The organism is Krasilnikovia cinnamomea (assembly GCF_004217545.1).
Lineage (GTDB): Bacteria > Actinomycetota > Actinomycetes > Mycobacteriales > Micromonosporaceae > Actinoplanes > Actinoplanes cinnamomeus.
Genome location: NZ_SHKY01000001.1, coordinates 2,098,666 through 2,117,367, shown reverse-complemented (window position 1 = coordinate 2,117,367; position 18,702 = coordinate 2,098,666). Strand labels below are relative to the sequence as shown.

Sequence of the window (18,702 nt, the reverse complement as noted above, 5' to 3'; positions counted from 1 at the left end):
TGGACGCGGCGAACGCGGCACCGGGCCGAGGATGAACTACTTGCCACCGTCGGCCAATCGGTTCTTCACGTTGTAGAACGCCTTGTCCCCGAGGCCGTCGACCGGCTCCGCCAGGGTGCGGAACGACTTGGTGAACGAATCTTCGGTCCAGCCGTCGCCGTTGGGGTGCTGATACCAGGTTTCCAAGGCCCCCGTTCGCACCACAGGATCGGCTTGTCATTGGCGAAGCACTATAGGGGGTGTTCGCGGGTCAAGGACTGTTCCCATTGGGGCAGCCTCGATGTCGTCGACTCTGCCCGTTCGGGCCGTGATGGGCACCCGAAAGCTCCACCGCGCTGGAACGGCATTTGCCCGTTCCAGCGCCAACGGCGGCCCAGCAGCTGTGGACCCGTCCGCCGTCCGGGACGCTGGCGTATAACCCTTCCATGTGGGCGAACCAACCCATCCCTGAAGCGCATAGCGCCTGCTAGCTGCTCTGCGCGGCTGCTGGCCCCAGTAATCCAGCCGCACTCATCTGGAGCGCCAAAGCCGTCGATGCGTGGTTGAGCTCGTCACGTTGTGTGTCGGCGAGGTGCCAGCATGTGCGTTCACGATATGCCCGACGGCTGCCCCGCGTGGAGGCGGCGGGCGTATTGCGTCTGGGCTGGTGGCCGAGCTGGCCCGTCATAGCGCTTGGAGCCGAAAGTCGAGCACGCGCCACATGCAGGAAAGTGTCTAAACTGCTTCAGCTTCTCACGGGCGTCTCCCCAACCGGGACGTAAACCGCACCGTACCTACCAGAAATGGAACACAAGATGGCCAATCCCGACCCCTTCGCGGGGCCACACGGCAACGAGTCGGCACCTCCCGCATCTCCGCCCCCGCCGCCTGTCTACGGTGCTCCGCCATCGGCGACCGGTTACACACCGCCACCCTTCACCTCGCCAATGAGCGGCGCTCCGGGAATGCCCATGAACGCAGTTGGCCAACCGGGCAGCTTGATCGACCGGTTCGTGGCGAGGTTCATCGACGGTGTCATCGTCGGTGTCACGGGCGTGATCCTCAACATCGTGCTCGCGTTCATCTCGGATTCCTGGCTCCTCACCGGGTTCATCTCTGCAGTTGCCACCGCAGCCCTGTATCTCGGCTACTTCGCCTACCTCGAGTCCAGCCGGGGCCAGACGATCGGTAAGCAGGTGATGAAGCTCAAGGTGTTCGGCCCAGATCACGTCAGCAACCCGACGCTGGAACAGGCCGCCCGCCGGAACATCTTCATGGCGTTCGGCATCGCCGGCGTCGTTCCGATCATCGGCAGCCTCCTGGGCGGGCTGGCCACGCTGGCAGCGGTGGTCTTGATTTTGGTCAACATCAACAGCGACCCGCAGCGTCAGCACTGGTTCGACCGGTTCGCCGGTGGCACCCAGGTCCTCAAGGTCGGCTGAGCGGTGTCACGCTCACGTCGGTGACATGTTCACGCCCGCCAGCCGGTGCTCAAGTTGCCTTCGCCTGAGCACCGGCTGAGCGGGCGCCGGCATGAGCTCAAGCCGGCCGCTACCGGCCAGCCGTGCCAAGCGCGAACGGGTCCCGCAGACGTCAAGCTCGAACCGTTCGACCCAGCCGAGGCAATTCCTTCCGCGCATCGCGTCCGCCATGGACAGGCGGCGTCTCGCTGGCGCGTCCGAGCACGTTGGACAACGGGCCAGACGCATGCGGCGAACGCGCGATGAGCCAAAGCGGTTCCGGTGGAGGACTACCGCAGCCAGCCGAGGAACCGGTCGTACAGATCTCGTACTGGTCCGGGGTTCTCGGTCAGATCCTCCAACGCGTCGTACATACATGAAGCGAGGTAGAGCGTGAGACTCGTTGGGCAGCCGTGGTGCTGCTCTGCGAGGTTGATTCGGGCATCAGCACACGGCCATGGATCTTCGCACTCTGCACAGCGCCAGGACGGGCGAGCGGCAACATGCTCGGAAGCCGTACCCGGCATCACTTTCGCCGCATGGCGAGGCGAGCGGCGCCGTCGGGGATTGGCTCGCCTGATTGCCAGGCGCCGCCGTCGGGGCACGGCAACCTCAGGCCGCATGAGCAATGGCGTCGCACTCCACGCCATATCTTGCGGTGCGGCGACACACCTCGGCCGGCCTTGAGCTCCGCGATCGCACTTGGGTGACCGTCTCGCCGCCGCTGCCATGAGGAAAGTCCCACCCCTATCCAGCGGGCGATGGCTGGGGGAATCCCATTCAGGTACAAGCGCCAGACCTCCTCGAATTGACTCTCAACGCTTCGGGGGCCTCCACCGGAGGCTTCTCCTGCGCTACGTTGAGCCAACCGCGGATCACCTGCCATGGGCACTATGTCATGCGGGCCACTGTGGTGAACGAGGTGAAAGATCGACAGGCGAAGGGGGCCGACCGTGCGGGCACGGCGGGTGACCAATGCCAAGCTTCTGTCGATGATCGCTGCCGCTGATCTCACCCACGGCCAGGTGGCACGCGATATCCAGCGCGTTGCCGGGGAGATCGCGGACGACAGCTCGCCTCCGACTGACGTGGCGGGCATCGGACGCTCCCACGTCTCACATTGGGTCGCGGGCGTGACGCCTTCCGGTCGCCTGCCCGCACTGCTGTGCGAAGTTCTCTCACGCCGACTGAGGCGGGCGGTAACGCCCGAGGAGATCGGCCTGACCTGCGCTGCCCGGCCAGCGGACGGCATGCTGGGATGGGATACGGATACGCTGGTCTCGCTGAGGGATCTTGGGGGAGCGTACGTGGACGCTGCGCGACGGCGCGTGCTTGCCACCACCGCCTACTCGCTGGCCGCGTTGGCGTTGCCCGATCCGGCCTGGTGGGCACGCATGGCAGCGCTCGTGCGCGCGCCGTCCGAGGGAGCCCAGGTCGGCAGGGGCGACGTTGCCGCCGTCCGGGAGGCCGTCGCGTTGTTCTCCCGGATGGATCAGCGGCGGGGCGGCGGACATGCTCGATCCGCTGTGGTTCAGTACCTGAATTCGGACGTTGCGGTCTTTCTTCGTGGTAGATATTCGGACGACGGTGTTCGCCGCGACATTTTTTCGGTCGGCAGTGAACTCGCATATCTGTCGGGTTGGATGGCATTCGACAATGGCGAGCACGCTGCCGCGCAGGGCTTTTTCAATGTGTCCGTGAAGCTTGCCGCTGAGGCTGATGATCCTGCTATGGCCGCGCATGTGCTGCGAGCGATGGCGCATCAGGCTGTCGACCTTGGTCATCATCGTGAGGCGCAACAGCTGGCGGCGGCCTCAATGGACCGGAATAGATACAACGCTGCCTGTTATCGGGAACGCGCACTGTTGGGCATCGTGAACGCACGCGCCCTTGCGGCGGGCAAGCAAAGCAAGGATGCCGCGCAGGCGCTACTGCGTGCCGAGTCCGACCTGAGAAGCGCGGAATCCGGCGATGATGAGCCGCAGCGCGTGTTCTTCTTCGCCGAGGCGAGCCTGGCCCATGAAACCGCATGCACCCTGCGTGACATGGGAGACCTGCGTGGAGCGGTGCAGCAGTTCAGGCGCAGCGTACGGACCCGAAGCGCAGCCTCCTTCACCCGCACTCACGCCGTGACCTTGGGGTACCTGGGTGCGGTGCAGGCGCGCCAGGGGGAAGTTGAGGCGGCTTGCAGAAGCTGGGGCTGTGCACTCGACGCGATGGAAGGCGTCAGGTCCGGCCGGACCCGGCAGGTCGCTGCAACGATTCGCGGGACGCTGTCTCCGCTGCGTGGGCGCCGAATCCGGCTCATCGACGACGTCGACGCCCGCGCCGCAAGTTATCTAGCTGCACATTCGTAGCGCGTAGCGGAATGCTGGGGAGGAGTTCAAGGATGACGGCCGAGGCGTTCATGGTCGAACCGGTGGGGCACGTGGTAGGTGGCCGCGTCGAACCGACCGATGACTACTGGGGAGGGACGCAGGCGATCATCCGGATAGACGCCGACAGGTTCACGCCGGATTCCACGAAGGGCCTGGAGGCGTTTTCCCACTTGGAGATCGTGTTTCGGTTCCACCTCACCGATCCCACCGATCTCCACCTCGGCGCGCGACGTCCTCGGGACAACCCGGCCTGGCCCGAGGTGGGGATCTTCGGCCATCGCAACATGCGCCGCATCAACTGGCTCGGCGTGTCCCGGTGCCGCCTGACGAAGGTCGACGGCCTCGACCTGCACGTTGAGGAACTGGACGCGGTCGACGGCACGCCGGTGTTGGACATCAAGCCCTGGTTCACCGAGTTCGGCCCGCGCGGCGAGGTCAGCCAAGCGGACTGGTCGACGACGATGCTCTCGGACTACTTCGCCCCCGAGCGGTAGCAGCTCCTGCCTTCCCCTGCAGTTCCTCGGTGCAGGGCGTCGGGTGGGGGCGCGGATAGGCCTGCCGCCGGGGGGTTCAGCGGCGCCATCGTCCGCTGGAGCGATGCTGTTGCCCCGGAGTAAGGCTTCCCGGCCGACCCACCTGCGGGTAGGCCTGCGTGACGACGGTCCAATGCGGGGCGTCAGTCGGTGCTGAGAACGTCGAAGACCGGCGGAGCGCTTGCAGCTTCAGCTCAAGGCACGGCCAAGGCAATCCGCAGGTGCAGCGTGCGCGGCGCAGGATCCGGCGCCTCCTCTGGTGCATCCTTCACTCCCGTCAGCTCGCGAGATGCGAGAACTCGGATTCGCCGACTTGTCTTGCTGACGATTCACGTGGCCGAGACGATTCGGCGGACCGCTTCGGTCTTGGCGAAGGTGCCTAGCAGCCGACCTGGAGTGGTCGGGCCGGTTCGCTGGTAGGCGTTCCATTCACCATCGCGGCTGGAGTGGATCCAACCTTTGAAGACGCCGTCGACACGTATGGCGTAACCACCCAGCACGCTGCGGGACAGCTCGACGCCAGCCGGAAGGCCGTCGTCGTGCGGCACCGGGCGCGTGGTCACACCATCCCCGTCGCCGGTCGTTGCCGCTGCTGGGGCACGGCGGCGCGGACCCATCCGAGGAAGCGCTCGTGCAGATCGCGAGGCATCTCGCCGGTCTGCGCGACCAGATCCTCCAAGGCCTGGCCGTGCTGAGCGCTCAGATAGACGGCCAGGCTCGGCGAGTGGCCCGCGTACTCGGCCGCGAGCGCCTCGCGGGCGGGATCGCACGGCCACGGGCGGCCGCAGGCGAGGCAGTCCCAACCGGGGCGGCCGGGTAGGTGCTCGCACCTTGGTGCCGGCGGGTGTATCGATGGCTTGACCAGGGCTTCTGTGCCCGCTCGGCCGTGCCGGTGCTGCATGAGTTGCCTCCTGACGGGTGCTCGGCAGGCGGCGCCCAGCTGGCCTGGGCGTCATCGGAAAGATCACCAGCTGTGTTCAACCATGCGCAGGAGTGAACCATACAAGTATCACTGATACTTTTGCTACGCGCTCTAATGTCACCCCGCCGGGGGCGCGCTGCGGCATCGCGGGACACTCGTGAGAGGACAACGGATGGAGATCGAGCCCATGCCGACGCGCAGGCAGCCACCAACGGTCCGCCGACGTCGACTCGCCGCGGAGCTTCTCAGCCTGCGCAGCGAGGCGGGATTGACCAGAGAGCAAGTTGCCGTTGAGACAGGGCTGTCGACCGGCGCCCTGTTCCGCATCGAGAAGGCCCAGACCCGACCGCAGAAGCGGACCCTCCGCGCCCTGCTCGATCTCTACGGCGTCAACGCCAAGGACCGCCGAGACGAGCTTGAGGCCCTCCTCCGCCAGTCCGGCGAGGTTGGATGGCTCCAGCTGTTCGAGGGCAACCTCGTCGAGAGCTACGCCACGCTGATCAGCTTCGAGGCTGAGGCGTTCCGGGAGTCGGTCTTTGAACTGAGCTTCGTGCCAGGGCTCCTTCAAACCGAGGCGTATGCAGAGATGGTCACCCGAGCGCTGATGCCCGAGGCCGAGGACGACGAGATTGAGCGGCGGGTCGAGGTGCGGATGAGGCGTCAGCAAGCGCTCACCAAGCCCTCGAAGCTGTCCCTCTGGGCGATCCTCGACGAGGCAGTGATCCGGCGTAAGGTCGGAGGTGACGCATTAATGCGCGAACAACTGGAGCATCTCATTGCAGCTTCGCGCCGACCGAACGTCACAATTCAAGTCGTCCCCTTCGGCGCGGGAGCACACCTTGGTATGCCTGGGTCCTTCCTCACGCTGGAGTTCTCGGATCCCGACCCGCCGCTCATCTACACCGAGAACTCGGGAGGGGGTCTGTTTCTGGAGCAGGACGCAGACGTTGCCCGGTACCGCTCAAGCTTCCAGCGCCTCGCAGCGCAGGCGCTGAGCCCGGACGACACCTTAAGAATGATCAAGGAAGCGGCGGAGGCCGCATAGCGGAAGGAGCGACCGATGGATCTCACCGGTGCGCGCTGGCACAAGAGCACCCGCAGTGGCGCCAACGGCAACTGCGTCGAGGTAGCAGAGAACCTGCCCGGCATCGTCGCGGTTCGTGACACAAAGGACCGCGACGGCGGAACGCTGGTCTTCACCGACGCCGAGTGGGCTGCGTTCATCGGCGGCGTCAAGGCTGGCGAGTTCGATCTCTAGGCCCCACGGAGGTCTGATCGGGCCCGGCCCCACCAACGTGGGGTCGGGCCTCGTTTGCCAGGGGAATTCCGGCATGCTGCCGGGCGCGCAATGACACGATGATCGACGTGTCATCTGAGCAACAGCGGGAGCTGCATCCCACCTATCCGATCCGTACCGAGCGCCTGCGCCTGCGCCCGCTGACCCCCGACGACGTCAACGCCCTGCTGGCCTATCGGAGCCTGCCCGACGTCTGCCGCTACGTACCCTTCGCCCCGATGGACCGCCAGCAGGTCCTCGACCGGATGGCGACGATCTGGGCCAACACCGGGCTGACCGACGAGGGCCAGGCCCTGACGCTCGGCGTCGAACTGGCCGCCAGCGGCGCCCTCATCGGCGATGTGATCCTGTTCTGGCACAGCCGCGAACACCTGGGCGGGGAGATCGGGTACGTCTTCAACCCCGATCACGCCGGCCACGGCTACGCCACCGAGGCGGCGCACGCGATGCTGCGCCTCGGCTTCGAGGGGCTCGGCCTGCACCGCATCATCGCCCGCCTCGACGAGCGCAACGGCGCGTCCGCGAACGTCGCCCGCAGGCTGGGGATGCGCCAGGAGGCCCGCCTCGTACACAACGAATTCTTCAAGGGCGAGTGGAGTACGGAGCTGGACTTCGCGATGCTCGCCGAAGAATGGCCCTCCCACCGAGAGCTCCCGGCGGGACGTCGCTAGTCCGCGTCGCCGGGCGACGAGAAGCGGCGGCCTCCTCGCCGCGCCGGCGGATCGTCAAATCCTCCTGCGAACCCGCATAAGTGTCGGGTGAACGACAGTCGCGGTCTTTCCCGCGGAAGAACCGCACGTCTGTCCACATCGTTCGACGAATGCGCACGTGCCGTCCGGTACAAGACAGGTAATCTCTGTAAGCGTGTAGTGCCGGACGGTACGTTCCGGGAGGATGCATGGCAGTCCAATTCGGTCATTTCGTTGAATCCGGACCAGTCGAGCCTGAAGATGACGTCCTGTTCAGTACCAGACCCGATTTCGTGCACAATCTCAGAAGCATCGCCGAGCACATCGTAACGGCGAGTCGCGCACCGCGCCCGTCGCCGATGATCTTCGGGCTGTATGGGAAGTGGGGTGCTGGGAAGTCTTCCGCATTGCGGCTCGTGGAAGATCTGGTCAGGGAAGCGGCGGAGCAGGCGGGCGTGAGCGTCTTCATTTCTGAATTCGATGCGCCTTTGTGGGAACAGCACAACAACGTTCGGGCCAGTCTGGCACTGCAGATTCTGCTTAGCAGTCCGGACGTTCTGACCAGGGCCACCGATCTGCTTTCGGAGCTACGGCCGGCAGATGCCGGTAGCCTGTTGGCGAACAACGGAGCCCAGTGGGACCTGCAAAGTTCGATCAAGTTTCTCGATGCCCTTGCGCGGTATGAGGGCGCACCGCCAATGCTTGAACATTGGCTGCGCGAGATGATTGGTCGCGGCCGCGACAACGACGAGGGCCGGCCAATTCATGTCATATTCATCGACGACCTCGACCGGTGTTCCGCGGAATTCACGGTCCAACTCCTCGTGGCCACAAACTACTGGGTCAGCGCGCGGGGTGCGGGTATCTACTTCGTCCTGGCAGCAAATCGGGCGCATCTCTTGGAGTCTCTCCAGCAGAGTACCTTCCCGCTTGGGCCGCGAAGCCCGGCGGAGGCGCTCGAGAAGTACGTCCACCTGGGTTTCGAGGTCCCGGACATGTTGACGAACTCGCGCGAAATCTCGGCATTCTTGAGCCAGCTCCTCGAGACCGCGGTTTCCAGCGTCGACCGCCAGCGGATCGGCGAACTTCAGCGTTTGCTTGAACTGGAGCCGATGGATCACCCACTCGATTCGGTGTTCGCTCCGGTGCTGCACTCGGCGGACGGGAGGACGACGCCACGGGCGGTGAAGTACAGGTTGAATACGTTTCTGGCCGAATTTCGCCCGCAGCCGCAAGTCGAGTTGACGCCGGAACTAGTCAAGCGGTGGATCCTCAAAGCGTTCTGGCCGGATTTCTGGTGGCGCATGATCTGGCCGGCTGAAACGCTTGACGAGGTGAGCGCGTCGAGGGTTACGACATTGCGCACCATTGGGCGCAAGCTTACTCCGTTGTGGGGCATGGAAGGGGAGAGCCTCCGGCAGCCATTCGAACATCTGGCAGATGCCGAGGGCCTGATCCTGAATCCGTTGGACGACCCGGCGGTCGCCATCTACCTGGCGGCAGAACCGGCCTGGGAACCGCCGAGAGCGCAGCAGGCGGACGCCGACAAGCTCGGTAGCGAATCAGGAAGCGCCGGGGAGACCAGGTCCACGGATGTGCCCACCCTGGACGCCAGGGACCTGGAGCCGGTCGATCAGCGGACTCCCGTCAGTGACCGGGACGTCGACGCGGGCAACCTCCCGCATGACCCGCAGAATCGTCTGATCATGAGCTACATGCTTGCCCGGCAGGAGGAGGAATCCGACCCTTCCGAGGCGCTCGCAAAAACACGAGACGTCCTGCAGATCGCTCGAGGAATCCATGATCTTTCCGGGGTTTCCGGCACGGTCGGTAACGCCGCGCTAATCGCCGAGCGGTTAGATGACGTCGATCTGGCGATCGACCTTCACCGTTTGGCGATTCACGCCAGCCCGGATCGGGAGAACCTGAATCTCAACTTCGTGCAATGCATCTTGGTGAGTGAACGGACCAGCTACCTGAAGGAAGCGGGGGAAGCGGTCGAGCGAGCCCTGGCACTACCTGATCGGCAGCAGGAGTTCCGCGCGAGGACGTTGGCCCTCCGGGTTCGGCTTGCCCTGCAGGATGGGCTTTCTGATATCGCCTCCGATTTCGAGACCCTGCGGATCGCGCTGACACGTGACCCGAACCCGTCGGATCTCGGACGCCTCCTCGGAGTCACCAAGAAGAAGCACCTTCGGTGGCTGATGAATCTCGACGCCCTCCATAAGACATGCCAAACAGTCTTTTCCGCGTGTGGGACCGATGCCGAGCGCTTCCGCACGCTGAAACTGTTGGCCGACACCCTGTTTCAGTGGGGAGAGAATCTGGAGACCGAGACGGATGCCGCGCGGCTGTTGCTCTATCTTCTGCGTACCGGCACCATGGCGAGGTTTGGTGAGCCCGCAAATGCGGAAAAGGATATAGCGTACGTCCTGGGAAGGCTGGGGTACAAGAATGCTGCGCTAGCCATCTATCTTGATGTCTATGCGGTCCTGGCGGCGAACAACTGGCTTCGCCGCACCCTGGCTCTCAATCTGAACGACCGTGGATACGGAAAGGCGGCCGCCGGCGCGCTGCTCGGCCAGGAGCTGCCCAAGATTCCTATCGAGTCGGAGGCCTTGCCAGTCGACCTGCTCGATCCGACCGGGCAGTGGTGGGACAACCTCAGTTGGGACGAGTCATACCCGCAGTACACCAGCAAGGCGCTGGAGCTGATCGGGCCGGGTCCGCAATGAATCGAGATGCTGGTGACCCGGACCGGATCGATTGGACGCGGATCTCTCTGTTCGGTGTTGGTGGAGTTGCGCTCACTCTGTGTGGAGCACTGATTCGCTGGGACTACCTGCAGAGCGTCATCGTGAATCTTGGGACAACCGTATTCCTCTTCGGCTATATCTGGGTAGCGGAGCAGCGGCTGGGCAAGCGGATCGATGCGCTTTCCAAGCCGACCACACTTGCTGATGCGCAGCTCCAGGCGCGAAGCGCGCTCCGGGCATTATCGAAGTTGAATGAAGACCTGGTGTCTCGCGATGAGTTGATTGAGACATCCTTGACCACGGCCAGCGCCAGAATCATGCACGCTGGCTTCGCCCAGCAACGCCCTGCAGCCGAACATGAATCGATTCGGATGTACCACTACGACGCATCCGTCAAGTGGGACCTGGAGCGAACTGGCGACAGACTCAGACACCACATCAAATTCCCGGACGGCGGCGAGTTCGTCACGGATTCAATTGACATCGGCTCGGACAAGGCCGTTGAAGATCTCAGGCACTCCCTGCGGCAGTTCGAGGATCAGGTATTTCATGGCTTGCTCGTGATTATCGAGGGCGCGGGCCTCCGGGACGACGGGCGCGGCTTCGGCTGGCGCGCGCGCGGATAGGCGGGGGCTATCTGCGGCGCGGGCCGGTCGTACCGGGGATCGCGGAGGGGCGGAGGCTGCGCTCGCTGGTGCCCTTGGTGGTGAGGACGGCCCACACGATCTTTCCCGTACGGGTGGGCAGGGCGCCCCAGGCGGTGGCGGAGGTGTGGACGAGGCGGAGCCCGTCGCCGTGTCGGGCGGGGTCGCCGGAGCCGCCGGGCGCGGCGCCGGGCAGGTGCGGCAGCCGGGGGTCGCGGTCGTGGACGGCCAGGTGTAACCCGGACGGGCGGCGGGTGACGGCGACGTCGATGCGCGTCCCGGCGTGCTCGATGGCGTTGCTGACGAGTTCGGTGAGCACGGCGCTGGCCGCGCGGTGCAGGGGCATCAGGTCCCAGGCGGCGCAGGCGTCGCCGATGGTCTGCGCGACCAGGGGAAGGATGTCGACCTCGGGTTCCAGGTGCAGGGTCATCCGCTGGGCCCGGAGCGTGTGGCATTTCAGGGCGGCGCGGGCCTCGGGCAGCGACGGGTAGACGGGCACGTTCCATTGGGCGGCGCGACAGGTGATGATCGCGGCCAGGGGAGCGGCGGTGGGCAGGCACACCACGACCGGCACCGGGGACGGGGTGTGCGCGCCCCAGGTACGGGCGGCGCACCACAGAGGAGTGCTCTCCCCGGCCGGGTCGGAAAGGTCGTGCAGGTCGGCGATGACTCCGGCGGGCTGGCCGACGAGGCAGGAACGCAGCATGTGGGCGGCTTTGGCCTTCAGGTGGGGATCCCAGCGGCCGTGCAGCCCGACCTCGGTGAGTGTGGTGTCGAAGTCGCCGACGACGGTGACCGACTGGTCGGGCGTCCTGGATGCCCACGCCGCCGCGTGGTTGCGGCGGGGATTGGCCAGCAGGAACGGTAGCTGGTCGCGCCTCATGAGTCCCCCAGAGGATGGGTGGGGCAGGGGTGGGCCGGGGTCGGCCCCAGCGTTGGGGTCTCTACCGACCTTGCCCGCGATCATCACGCGTGTAAATAGGGCATTGTGCCCCTTGCGTCCGGCACAGGACCCGCCGACGGCCGAGCGCGTCGACCAAGATGGACGGATCCGCAGGTCAGGGCGTAGGGGCTTCCCGGGTTCGCAGACTGGCCCACACCACCTTGCCTCCCTCGATCGGGAGACATCCCCACCGGTACGCGGTCGCGTCCACCATCAGCAGTCCCCGGCCGGCACCGGGATCGGTCGGCGGTGCCCACCCGAGGCGCGGCTCGGCGGTGGACCCGTCCCGTACGCTGATCATCAGGTAGCGGCGGCCGACCGCGAAGCGGATGTCGGCCAGCGTGCCGGCGTGGACGGCCGCGTTGATGGCCAGTTCGCTGGCGATCAGGCAGGCCGGGCCGGCCAGGTGGGGCAGTTCCCACCGGTCGCAGACCTCGGTGGCCAACTGGCGCGCATGACCGGCGGAGCTGGTCACCGGCAGCAACGTGTCGCACACCAGGTTCATCCGGCGTGGGGCGGGCGCCGACAGGGCCTGCTCGACCGAGGCGAACACCGGCAGCCGGCCGTATCCGTCCTGGGTGAGCAGCGGCACCGCCTCGTCGTCCTCGGTGCACACCAGCAGCGGAGTGCCGGGCCACATCGCGGCCTGCCGGGCGACCGCCGCGAACACCGACACCGCCGTCGGCTCGCGCACCACCAGGTCGGCCAGATCCACCACCACCGCGTCCGGCTGTCTGACCAGGGCTCGCATCAGCTCGGCCCGCACGCGCGGGGCGCTGGCCATGGATAGCTCACCGGACATGTGTACGAGCAGCCGGATGCCGACCTGCTCGACCATGCACCTGATCGACGCCATAACCCACATGGTCACGCCACAACCGGCGTTGTGCTATCCGGAATGCGTACGGACACGATCCGACTTCACCGGCGTAGTGAAAGTTTCGGATTAATTGCAATTTGCAATTCCTACGTGGTCCACGGCCGTCGAGGGATCGTCGTACTTATATGCTCCCGGAATGTCCATAAAGGAGGCGTGAGTATGAGTGAGCCCACCGTCGATCAGCTCGCCGACGTCGTGGAGCGGACCGGCCGGCTGATCGCGGGCATCACCCCGGAGCAGTGGACCGACCCGACCCCCTGCGCCGAGTGGGACGTGCGCGCGCTGGTTACCCACATCGTCGGCGGCAACGCGCTGTTCGCCGCCCAGCTCTCCGGTGAGACCGGCACGCCCGAGGGCTACGGCGACAGCGCCGACCGGATGCTGGCCGCGTTCCGTGCGCCGGGCGCGTTGGACAAGGTCGTCACGGTGCCGTTCGGCCAGGTGCCCGCCACGATCGCGCTGCATCTGCGGCTCGCCGACCTGATGGTGCACGGCTGGGACCTGGCCCGCGCCACCGGCCAGCGCGCCGACTATCCCGACGACGTGGTGGAGCAGGCGTTGGCGTTCAGCCGGTCCGCGCTGCCGCTGGTGCGCAAGCAGGACGGCCCGTTCGCGCCGTCCGAGCCGGTGGACGACGACGCCCCCGTACTCGATCGCCTCGCGGCTTTCCTGGGGCGCAAGGTCGGCTGAGCGGCGCCACGTCCCGGCGGCCGACGACCCGCCGTACGAAAGAGGCTTAAATGAATGGGCTCTTTCGGCGGGGTGGGCGCCCGAAGGGCTGACCACCCCGTCGGCGGGGGCCCGGGACACTGGACCGCGTGACGAACCCTACCGGTCCGAACTGGAGCGGACAGCCCGGCAACAACGGCTGGTCCAACCTCGCTACCAGGCAGAAGGTCGGTGTGGTAGCCGCCGTCCTGCTACTGATTCTCTTCTGTGGCCTGATGGTCGTCGGCACGGTGCGGTACTGAGCGCCGCAACCGGTGGGAAAGAGGCTTAAGGCAGTCGGATCTTTCGCAGCCGGGCTTCGCCCGATCGGCCGATCTCCGGACGGCGGTGGGCGCTCACACTGACCCAGTGACGAACCAGACACCCGCCCATCCAGGCCGCCAATCGGGCACAACGCCGAGCCCCTGGGCCGAGCTGACGCCGTTGCAGCGGGCCGGGCTCGTCATGACCGTGCTGCTGCTGCCCTGCCTCGGCGGCATCGGCGTGATCGGCACCGTGGCCGGGCTCTCCTCGGTCAGCGACGGCTCGGTCGGCGGCGGCTTGGTTGGCGACGGTTCGGTCGGCGACGGTTCGGTCGGCGACGGCGAGGCGCTGCCCTCGACGCGCCGGTTCGCCGAGGTGCCGCCGTTGAACGAGCCCGAGGCTTCCGAGGGGAAGCTCCCCGCCGCGAAGCCGTCGCCCACCCGCGTCGCGCGGACCCGGACGGTCACGGTGACCAGAAGGATCCCGTACGCCACCCGGACCGTTCGCGACAAGTCGCTGCCGAAAGGCAAGAAGATGGTCCGGACGAAGGGCCGGGCTGGCGTGCGGGTGCTGACGTACCGGGTGACCGTCACCGAGGGGCGCCCGGGGAAGCGGCGCCTGATCCGCAGCGTCGTCGCCCGGCGACCCGTGACCCGCGTGGTCGTGGTCGGCACCGGCAAGCGCGGCGCCGTCCTCTGTGACCGGAGCACCGTGCGGATCATCGGGTCCATCGCTCGTAGAGTGCTCGGATGAGCACCCTCTTCGGCGAGGTCGCCGCACTCTACGACGACATCCGGCCCGGATACCCCGGGGAACTGCTCGACACCGTCCGCGCGTATCACGGCGGCACCCCGCACGCGGTCGTGGACATCGGCGCCGGGACGGGACAGGGGACGGAACTGCTGCTGCGGCTCGGTGCGCCGGTCACCTGCGTCGAGCCGGACACGCGGATGGCCGCCGTGCTGGCCGCGAAGTTCCCGCAGGTCCAGGTGGAGGCGGTCCGCTTCGAGGACTGGGCACCGCCGCCGGGCGGCGCCGACATGCTGGCCTGCGCGAGCGCCTGGCACTGGATGGACCCGCCGACCCGCGCCCGGCGGGCGCACGACGCGCTCGCGCCGGGCGGCACGCTGGCCGTCTTCCACAACCGCTTCGAGTACGCCGCCCCGGCGGCCAGTCACGCCATCGACGAGGTGTACCAGGCCGTCGACGGACCGGAGGCGGTTCCCCGGCGGTCCGCGGGGTTCGCGTACGACGACATCGTGGGCAGCGGGTTGTTCGCCGACGCGCGGGCCGTGGAATGGCACCGGTATCCCGAGCTGACGACGCAGGGGTATCTGCGGCTCACCGAGACGTTTGCGCCGTTCCGGCAGCGCCCGGAACGCGAACGGCAGACGATCCTCGCGGGGCTGGCCGCCGCCATCGACGGGCTGGGCGGGCGGATCACCATGGACATCCGTACGGTGCTGGCGATCGGTCACCGCCCACGCTGAACGGTGACCGATCGGGGTGTCATCGCGGGGTCTGCGCCCGCACGCGCCGGTCGGGGCCGATCCGGTACGTCTTCGCGTACAGCAGCTCGTCGCGCACGAAGTGGCGGCCGGACTGATCCGGTGACTCCGTCGTGTGCCGCGCATGCCCCTGCGGGGAGCCGGGTTGCGCCGTGCCGTACAAGCGCGCGATCGGTGTGGCGCGGTCCGGGTGTGCGGACGCCATGGGCCGCCACGGTGCCCGGCGGCTGGCGCGCACGCGCGCGTACACGGCGCTGGCGGCGCAGGTGGCCACGGCGATGAGACCCAGTCCGATCAGGAGGTCGGAGGTGGAGAGATCCATGAGCTCCAACGTAACGAATCACGTTGAGAGAATGACCCTCCGTGTCGGCCGGGGTCAGAGGCGGCCGTCCCGGATACCGTGCACCTTCGGGCGACCCGCATCGGAGGATGCATTCTGATCCCCTGGCGTCACCCGGCCGGGGGCTGCCCGGTTGCCTATCCGGGTCGCTCGGCGCGGACCAGAAAGCGGTGCGCGGTCACGGTCAGGCCGCCGTACGTGCGGATCAGCGCGTCGAGGCGGCGCAGCTGCCGGTCGTACCGTTGCGGGGTGAAGTCGTGGACCTGCCACGGCACCGAACGCAGCTGGTAGACCACCGCCCCGATGTCGCGGAACGTCAGCGTCGGCCGCTCCTCGCGTACATCCGTGATCTCCAGCCCGGCGGCGGTCAGCGCCGCGACCGCGTCGTCGGCCGCCCACCGCTGGGCGTGTGGCGGCGGCGCGCCCAGCTCCGCGTTCAGCTCGGCCAGGTCGTCGCTGCCGACCTGCTGGCTGAGCAGGATGCCGCCCGGGAGCAGCAGCCGGGCCAGGTCGGCCGCGGGCAGCCGGCCGTGGCGGCTCAGCGCCACGTCGAACTCCTCCTCGCCACCGGGCAGCTCGGTGACCACCGACACCCCGAACGGCGTCAGGCGGTCCCGGGCCACCGGCACGTTCGGCGGCCAGCCCTCGACCGCGACCGTGTGCGCGGGCAGCGGAGCCAGGTCGGCCAGCAGCTCACCGCCGCCGGTGTCGAGGTCGAGCAGGCTGCGGGCGCGGCGCACCAGCGGCCGGGCAAGGTCCGGGAAGGACCACGAGGGCTCGGCGCCGATGGCGCGGCCGTCCAGCCAGGCGAACTCCCAACCCGTCAGGGGTACGCCCGCCGCGGCGCCGGCCAGATCCTCGAAGAGCCCTTCCACGCTCCCGACCGTAGCCGCGCCCCGTCGCGTTGCCGTTCGCGGTTCACTCTGTCGTGTCGCGGGGCACTCCCGGACGGTCGGCGGAGCCCCAACCGTCATTCCAGGGCGCTGTTTCACATTTCGGCGGAGCGCCGACGGACGGGAACGGCGCCTTGTTAACGCCGGTCCACTCGGCGGACGAGTTCGGCGAGAAACAATATGGTTCGTCAGCCCACAACCCGTCGAAGAAGACGCCTCGCTCGCCGTCGTCCTTGTCGTTGTAGCGCCGATACCAATGCCCGCAGATGCCTGGACTGGGCAGGGCCCGGCCGTCCAGCCGGACGGGTGTGTCATCGCGGTGGGAAACCCCGTACCGTCCGGTCACCTCGAGCAGGCCGAAAGAGGTTCGGGGATCGTTGTCGACCCACCTCACCGAGGCGGACACGCGTCCGGCAAGGGTCGGAGACCTGGTCCATTCGACGAATACCTGGCCCGGTGGGCGCAACCTGGTGGAGGAATCCCCGGCCTCGATCATCTGCACGGGCGCGCACGCCGCGACAGCGTCCTTCTCGCTGGCATCGGCGTCGCCCGCCAGGTCGTTGACGTAGGCGAGAACCGCCACGACAAGCGCGAGGGCTCCGATGATCGCCGAGCCGGCCGTCCACGGATGGCTCCGTATCGTCTCCTCAGCAGACTTGATCGTTCCTGCCATGTGGTGCCCCGCTTGCCCCGGTCAAGGCTTGTGGCGTTCCGGCTGAACGCCGCCAAACCTGGCTCAACGAGCTTCGGTTGCGTGGGTTACGCGGCGCGCTCGACAGGTCAGGCCGTCACAGGGGGACGGCGTCCAGGACCTTGCGCGCGTCGTCGTCCAGGCGTACCCGCGCCACCGCCACGTTCTCCTCCAGGTGCGACAGCGACGACGTGCCCGGGATCAGCAGCACGTTCGGGGCCAGGTCGAGCAGCCACGCCAGCGCCACCTGCGACGGCGTCGCGCCCAGCCGCTCCGCGGTCGCCTCCACGCCCGGATGGGTGAGCAGCCGGTTCGCCTCGCCGAACGCCGAGCCGAGCGGGAAGAACGGCACGAACGCGATGCCCAGCTGCTCACACTCGCGCAGCACCGGCAGCGACGCGCGTTCCAGCAGGTTCAGCGGATTCTGCACGCAGACGATCTCGGTGCGTTGCACCGCGTGCACGAGCTGCTCGATGGAGACGTTGCTGAGCCCGATGCCCGAGATCAGGCCCTCGTCCCGGATCGCGATCATGGTTTCGAGCTGCTCGTCGAACGCCTGCCCGTCGTCCATCAGCCGCAGGTTGACCACGTCCAGCCGGTCCACCCGCAGCGCCCGCAGGTTGTCGTGCACACCGGCGCGCAACTGATCCGGCGCCAGTGCCGGCAACCACCGGCCCTCGGTGTCGCGGACCGCGCCGACCTTCGACACCAGCGCCAACCCCTCCGGGTACGGGTACAGCGCCTCCCTGATCAGATCGTTGACCACTCCCGGCCCGTAGTACTGCGCCGTGTCGATGTGGTCGACGCCCAGCTCGACGGCGCGGCGCAGGACGGCCAGCGCCGCGTCCCGGTCGCGGGGCGGCCCGAACGCGCCCGGGCCGGCGAGCTGCATGGCCCCGTACCCGACGCGGTGGACCGAGCGGTCACCCAGGGGGAATGAATCCGTCATGCGGGTAACCCTACGGCGATTTCGGGCATCGCGCCGCCGCCTCGGGAGACGTGCGATCCTGCCCGCTGTGGCGCGCGACGTGGTGTTGGTGAACGGCCTGCCCGGCTCCGGCAAGAGCACCCTGGGGCCAGCGCTGGCCTCGGGTCTGGGGGCGGAGTTTCTCAGCAAGGACCGGATCAAGGAGGCGCTGGCCGGCGCGATCGGCGTCGTGCCGCCCGGTCTGGGTGTGGTGGCGATGGAGACCGTGTGGGCGCTCGCCGCCCGCATCCCCGGGGCGGTCGTCGTGGACTCGTGGTGGTTCCGGCCGCGCGATCTCGAGCACGCCCGCGCGGGACTGCTCGGTGCGGGAGCCGCCGCAGCGGTCGAAGTGTGGTGTGACGTGCCGTCCGAGGTGGCCCGCGCCCGGTACGTGGCCCGGCGCCGCGCGGCCGTGCACGCCGACGCGCAGCGGCTCGCCACCGACTGGGCCGACTGGGCCGCGCGGGGCGAGCCGCTGGCGCTGGGACCGGTACTGCGCGTAGACACCACCCGTCGCGTCGACCTGCCCGCACTGTGCGCGGACGTCCGCCGGGCTCTTGGCCCAACTCCGCTCTGAGCTGCAAAGCGGGGCACGCTAGGGGCGGCGTGGGTGGGGATCGTCGCGTTCAGCCGGTCCAGCGGAGGAAGCGCTCGAACATCTCGCTGGGCAGGCCCTGGGGCATGTCCTGGGCAGCTATCTCCAGCCGGATCCACATGTGGATGCGCAGTGCCGTGGGCGACAACGTGGCGGCCAGGTTCGCTTGGGCCTGGTCGCACGGCCAGGGCTCGCCACAGGATCGGCACCTCCAGCTCGGGCGTTCTTCGATGTGCTCGTCGTTCAACGCGCTAC

General features: G+C 67.6%; 22 protein-coding genes. 13 read left to right on the top strand and 9 right to left on the bottom strand.

Annotated elements, in window-relative coordinates:
* Positions 1 to 36: 36 nt before the first annotated feature.
* Complete coding sequence (locus tag EV385_RS33840; protein ID WP_165449430.1) at positions 37 to 186, bottom strand: hypothetical protein; 150 nt, start codon at positions 184 to 186, stop codon at positions 37 to 39.
* A 596-nt stretch (positions 187 to 782) separates the two neighbouring features.
* Here EV385_RS33840 and EV385_RS09365 point away from each other — a divergent pair.
* The 3 genes from EV385_RS09365 to EV385_RS09350 all read left to right on the top strand — a co-directional run bounded on the left by EV385_RS09365 (position 783) and on the right by EV385_RS09350 (position 4,311).
* Positions 783 to 1,421 carry an RDD family protein gene (locus tag EV385_RS09365; protein ID WP_242624793.1) on the top strand — a complete coding sequence of 213 codons (639 nt, stop codon included), beginning with the start codon at positions 783 to 785 and terminating at the stop codon, positions 1,419 to 1,421.
* A 986-nt stretch (positions 1,422 to 2,407) separates the two neighbouring features.
* On the top strand, positions 2,408 to 3,796 hold the full coding sequence (locus tag EV385_RS09355) for an NsdA family TPR-like regulatory protein (protein WP_242624792.1): 1,389 nt from the start codon (positions 2,408 to 2,410) through the stop codon (positions 3,794 to 3,796).
* Positions 3,797 to 3,828: 32 nt separating this feature from the next.
* The gene (locus tag EV385_RS09350; protein WP_130509113.1) at positions 3,829 to 4,311 is read left to right on the top strand and encodes an SAM-dependent methyltransferase; all 483 of its coding nucleotides are present in this window, start codon (positions 3,829 to 3,831) and stop codon (positions 4,309 to 4,311) included.
* 368 nt (positions 4,312 to 4,679) lie between these two features.
* Here the strand turns inward: EV385_RS09350 and EV385_RS09345 are convergent, their stop codons facing one another.
* Together EV385_RS09345 and EV385_RS09340 are read right to left on the bottom strand one after the other, a co-directional pair.
* Positions 4,680 to 4,913, bottom strand: coding sequence for a hypothetical protein (locus tag EV385_RS09345; protein WP_130509112.1), 234 nt, complete (start codon positions 4,911 to 4,913; stop codon positions 4,680 to 4,682).
* The gene (locus tag EV385_RS09340; RefSeq protein ID WP_242624791.1) at positions 4,910 to 5,251 is read right to left on the bottom strand and encodes a hypothetical protein; all 342 of its coding nucleotides are present in this window, start codon (positions 5,249 to 5,251) and stop codon (positions 4,910 to 4,912) included. The genes EV385_RS09345 and EV385_RS09340 overlap by 4 nt, the downstream gene beginning before the upstream one ends.
* A 193-nt stretch (positions 5,252 to 5,444) precedes the next feature.
* Between EV385_RS09340 and EV385_RS09335 the strand changes: the two genes are divergently transcribed.
* The 5 genes from EV385_RS09335 (at position 5,445) to EV385_RS09315 (ending at position 10,640) form a co-directional block, all read left to right on the top strand.
* Positions 5,445 to 6,317 carry a helix-turn-helix domain-containing protein gene (locus tag EV385_RS09335; protein ID WP_130509111.1) on the top strand — a complete coding sequence of 291 codons (873 nt, stop codon included), beginning with the start codon at positions 5,445 to 5,447 and terminating at the stop codon, positions 6,315 to 6,317.
* A 15-nt stretch (positions 6,318 to 6,332) separates the two neighbouring features.
* Positions 6,333 to 6,530 carry a DUF397 domain-containing protein gene (locus tag EV385_RS09330; RefSeq protein WP_130509110.1) on the top strand — a complete coding sequence of 66 codons (198 nt, stop codon included), beginning with the start codon at positions 6,333 to 6,335 and terminating at the stop codon, positions 6,528 to 6,530.
* A gap of 107 nt (positions 6,531 to 6,637) precedes the next feature.
* Positions 6,638 to 7,240, top strand: coding sequence for a GNAT family N-acetyltransferase (locus EV385_RS09325; RefSeq protein ID WP_242624790.1), 603 nt, complete (start codon positions 6,638 to 6,640; stop codon positions 7,238 to 7,240).
* A gap of 227 nt (positions 7,241 to 7,467) precedes the next feature.
* Complete coding sequence (locus tag EV385_RS09320) at positions 7,468 to 9,993, top strand: P-loop NTPase fold protein (RefSeq protein WP_130509108.1); 2,526 nt, start codon at positions 7,468 to 7,470, stop codon at positions 9,991 to 9,993.
* Positions 9,990 to 10,640 (top strand): hypothetical protein, encoded by a 651-nt coding sequence (locus tag EV385_RS09315; RefSeq protein WP_130509107.1) that lies wholly within the window; start codon positions 9,990 to 9,992, stop codon positions 10,638 to 10,640. Before EV385_RS09320 ends, EV385_RS09315 begins: the two co-directional genes overlap by 4 nt.
* 7 nt (positions 10,641 to 10,647) lie before the next feature.
* On the opposite strand, the gene EV385_RS09310 is transcribed toward EV385_RS09315, so the two are convergent.
* Together EV385_RS09310 and EV385_RS09305 are read right to left on the bottom strand one after the other, a co-directional pair.
* On the bottom strand, positions 10,648 to 11,541 hold the full coding sequence (locus tag EV385_RS09310; RefSeq protein WP_130509106.1) for an ATP-binding protein: 894 nt from the start codon (positions 11,539 to 11,541) through the stop codon (positions 10,648 to 10,650).
* Positions 11,542 to 11,716: 175 nt separating this feature from the next.
* Complete coding sequence (locus EV385_RS09305) at positions 11,717 to 12,457, bottom strand: ATP-binding protein (protein WP_130509105.1); 741 nt, start codon at positions 12,455 to 12,457, stop codon at positions 11,717 to 11,719.
* A gap of 183 nt (positions 12,458 to 12,640) precedes the next feature.
* Between EV385_RS09305 and EV385_RS09300 the strand changes: the two genes are divergently transcribed.
* The 4 genes from EV385_RS09300 to EV385_RS09290 all read left to right on the top strand — a co-directional run bounded on the left by EV385_RS09300 (position 12,641) and on the right by EV385_RS09290 (position 14,943).
* On the top strand, positions 12,641 to 13,171 hold the full coding sequence (locus tag EV385_RS09300; RefSeq protein WP_165449429.1) for a TIGR03086 family metal-binding protein: 531 nt from the start codon (positions 12,641 to 12,643) through the stop codon (positions 13,169 to 13,171).
* Positions 13,172 to 13,299: 128 nt separating this feature from the next.
* Positions 13,300 to 13,452, top strand: coding sequence for a hypothetical protein (locus tag EV385_RS33835; protein ID WP_165449428.1), 153 nt, complete (start codon positions 13,300 to 13,302; stop codon positions 13,450 to 13,452).
* Positions 13,453 to 13,558: 106 nt separating this feature from the next.
* Complete coding sequence (locus EV385_RS09295) at positions 13,559 to 14,206, top strand: G5 domain-containing protein (RefSeq protein ID WP_130509103.1); 648 nt, start codon at positions 13,559 to 13,561, stop codon at positions 14,204 to 14,206.
* Complete coding sequence (locus tag EV385_RS09290; RefSeq protein WP_130509102.1) at positions 14,203 to 14,943, top strand: class I SAM-dependent methyltransferase; 741 nt, start codon at positions 14,203 to 14,205, stop codon at positions 14,941 to 14,943. Before EV385_RS09295 ends, EV385_RS09290 begins: the two co-directional genes overlap by 4 nt.
* A gap of 19 nt (positions 14,944 to 14,962) precedes the next feature.
* Here the strand turns inward: EV385_RS09290 and EV385_RS09285 are convergent, their stop codons facing one another.
* The 4 genes from EV385_RS09285 to EV385_RS09270 form a co-directional block, all read right to left on the bottom strand.
* Positions 14,963 to 15,283, bottom strand: a complete 321-nt coding sequence (locus tag EV385_RS09285; RefSeq protein ID WP_130509101.1) for a hypothetical protein — start codon at positions 15,281 to 15,283, stop codon at positions 14,963 to 14,965.
* Between the two features lie 155 nt (positions 15,284 to 15,438).
* Positions 15,439 to 16,176, bottom strand: coding sequence for a class I SAM-dependent methyltransferase (locus EV385_RS09280; protein WP_130509100.1), 738 nt, complete (start codon positions 16,174 to 16,176; stop codon positions 15,439 to 15,441).
* A gap of 43 nt (positions 16,177 to 16,219) precedes the next feature.
* Positions 16,220 to 16,867, bottom strand: a complete 648-nt coding sequence (locus tag EV385_RS09275; RefSeq protein WP_130509099.1) for a hypothetical protein — start codon at positions 16,865 to 16,867, stop codon at positions 16,220 to 16,222.
* 115 nt (positions 16,868 to 16,982) lie between these two features.
* On the bottom strand, positions 16,983 to 17,834 hold the full coding sequence (locus tag EV385_RS09270; RefSeq protein ID WP_130509098.1) for an oxidoreductase: 852 nt from the start codon (positions 17,832 to 17,834) through the stop codon (positions 16,983 to 16,985).
* Positions 17,835 to 17,901: 67 nt separating this feature from the next.
* Between EV385_RS09270 and EV385_RS09265 the strand changes: the two genes are divergently transcribed.
* The gene (locus EV385_RS09265) at positions 17,902 to 18,429 is read left to right on the top strand and encodes a P-loop nucleotide/nucleoside kinase family protein (RefSeq protein WP_207229786.1); all 528 of its coding nucleotides are present in this window, start codon (positions 17,902 to 17,904) and stop codon (positions 18,427 to 18,429) included.
* Positions 18,430 to 18,702: the final 273 nt, after the last annotated feature.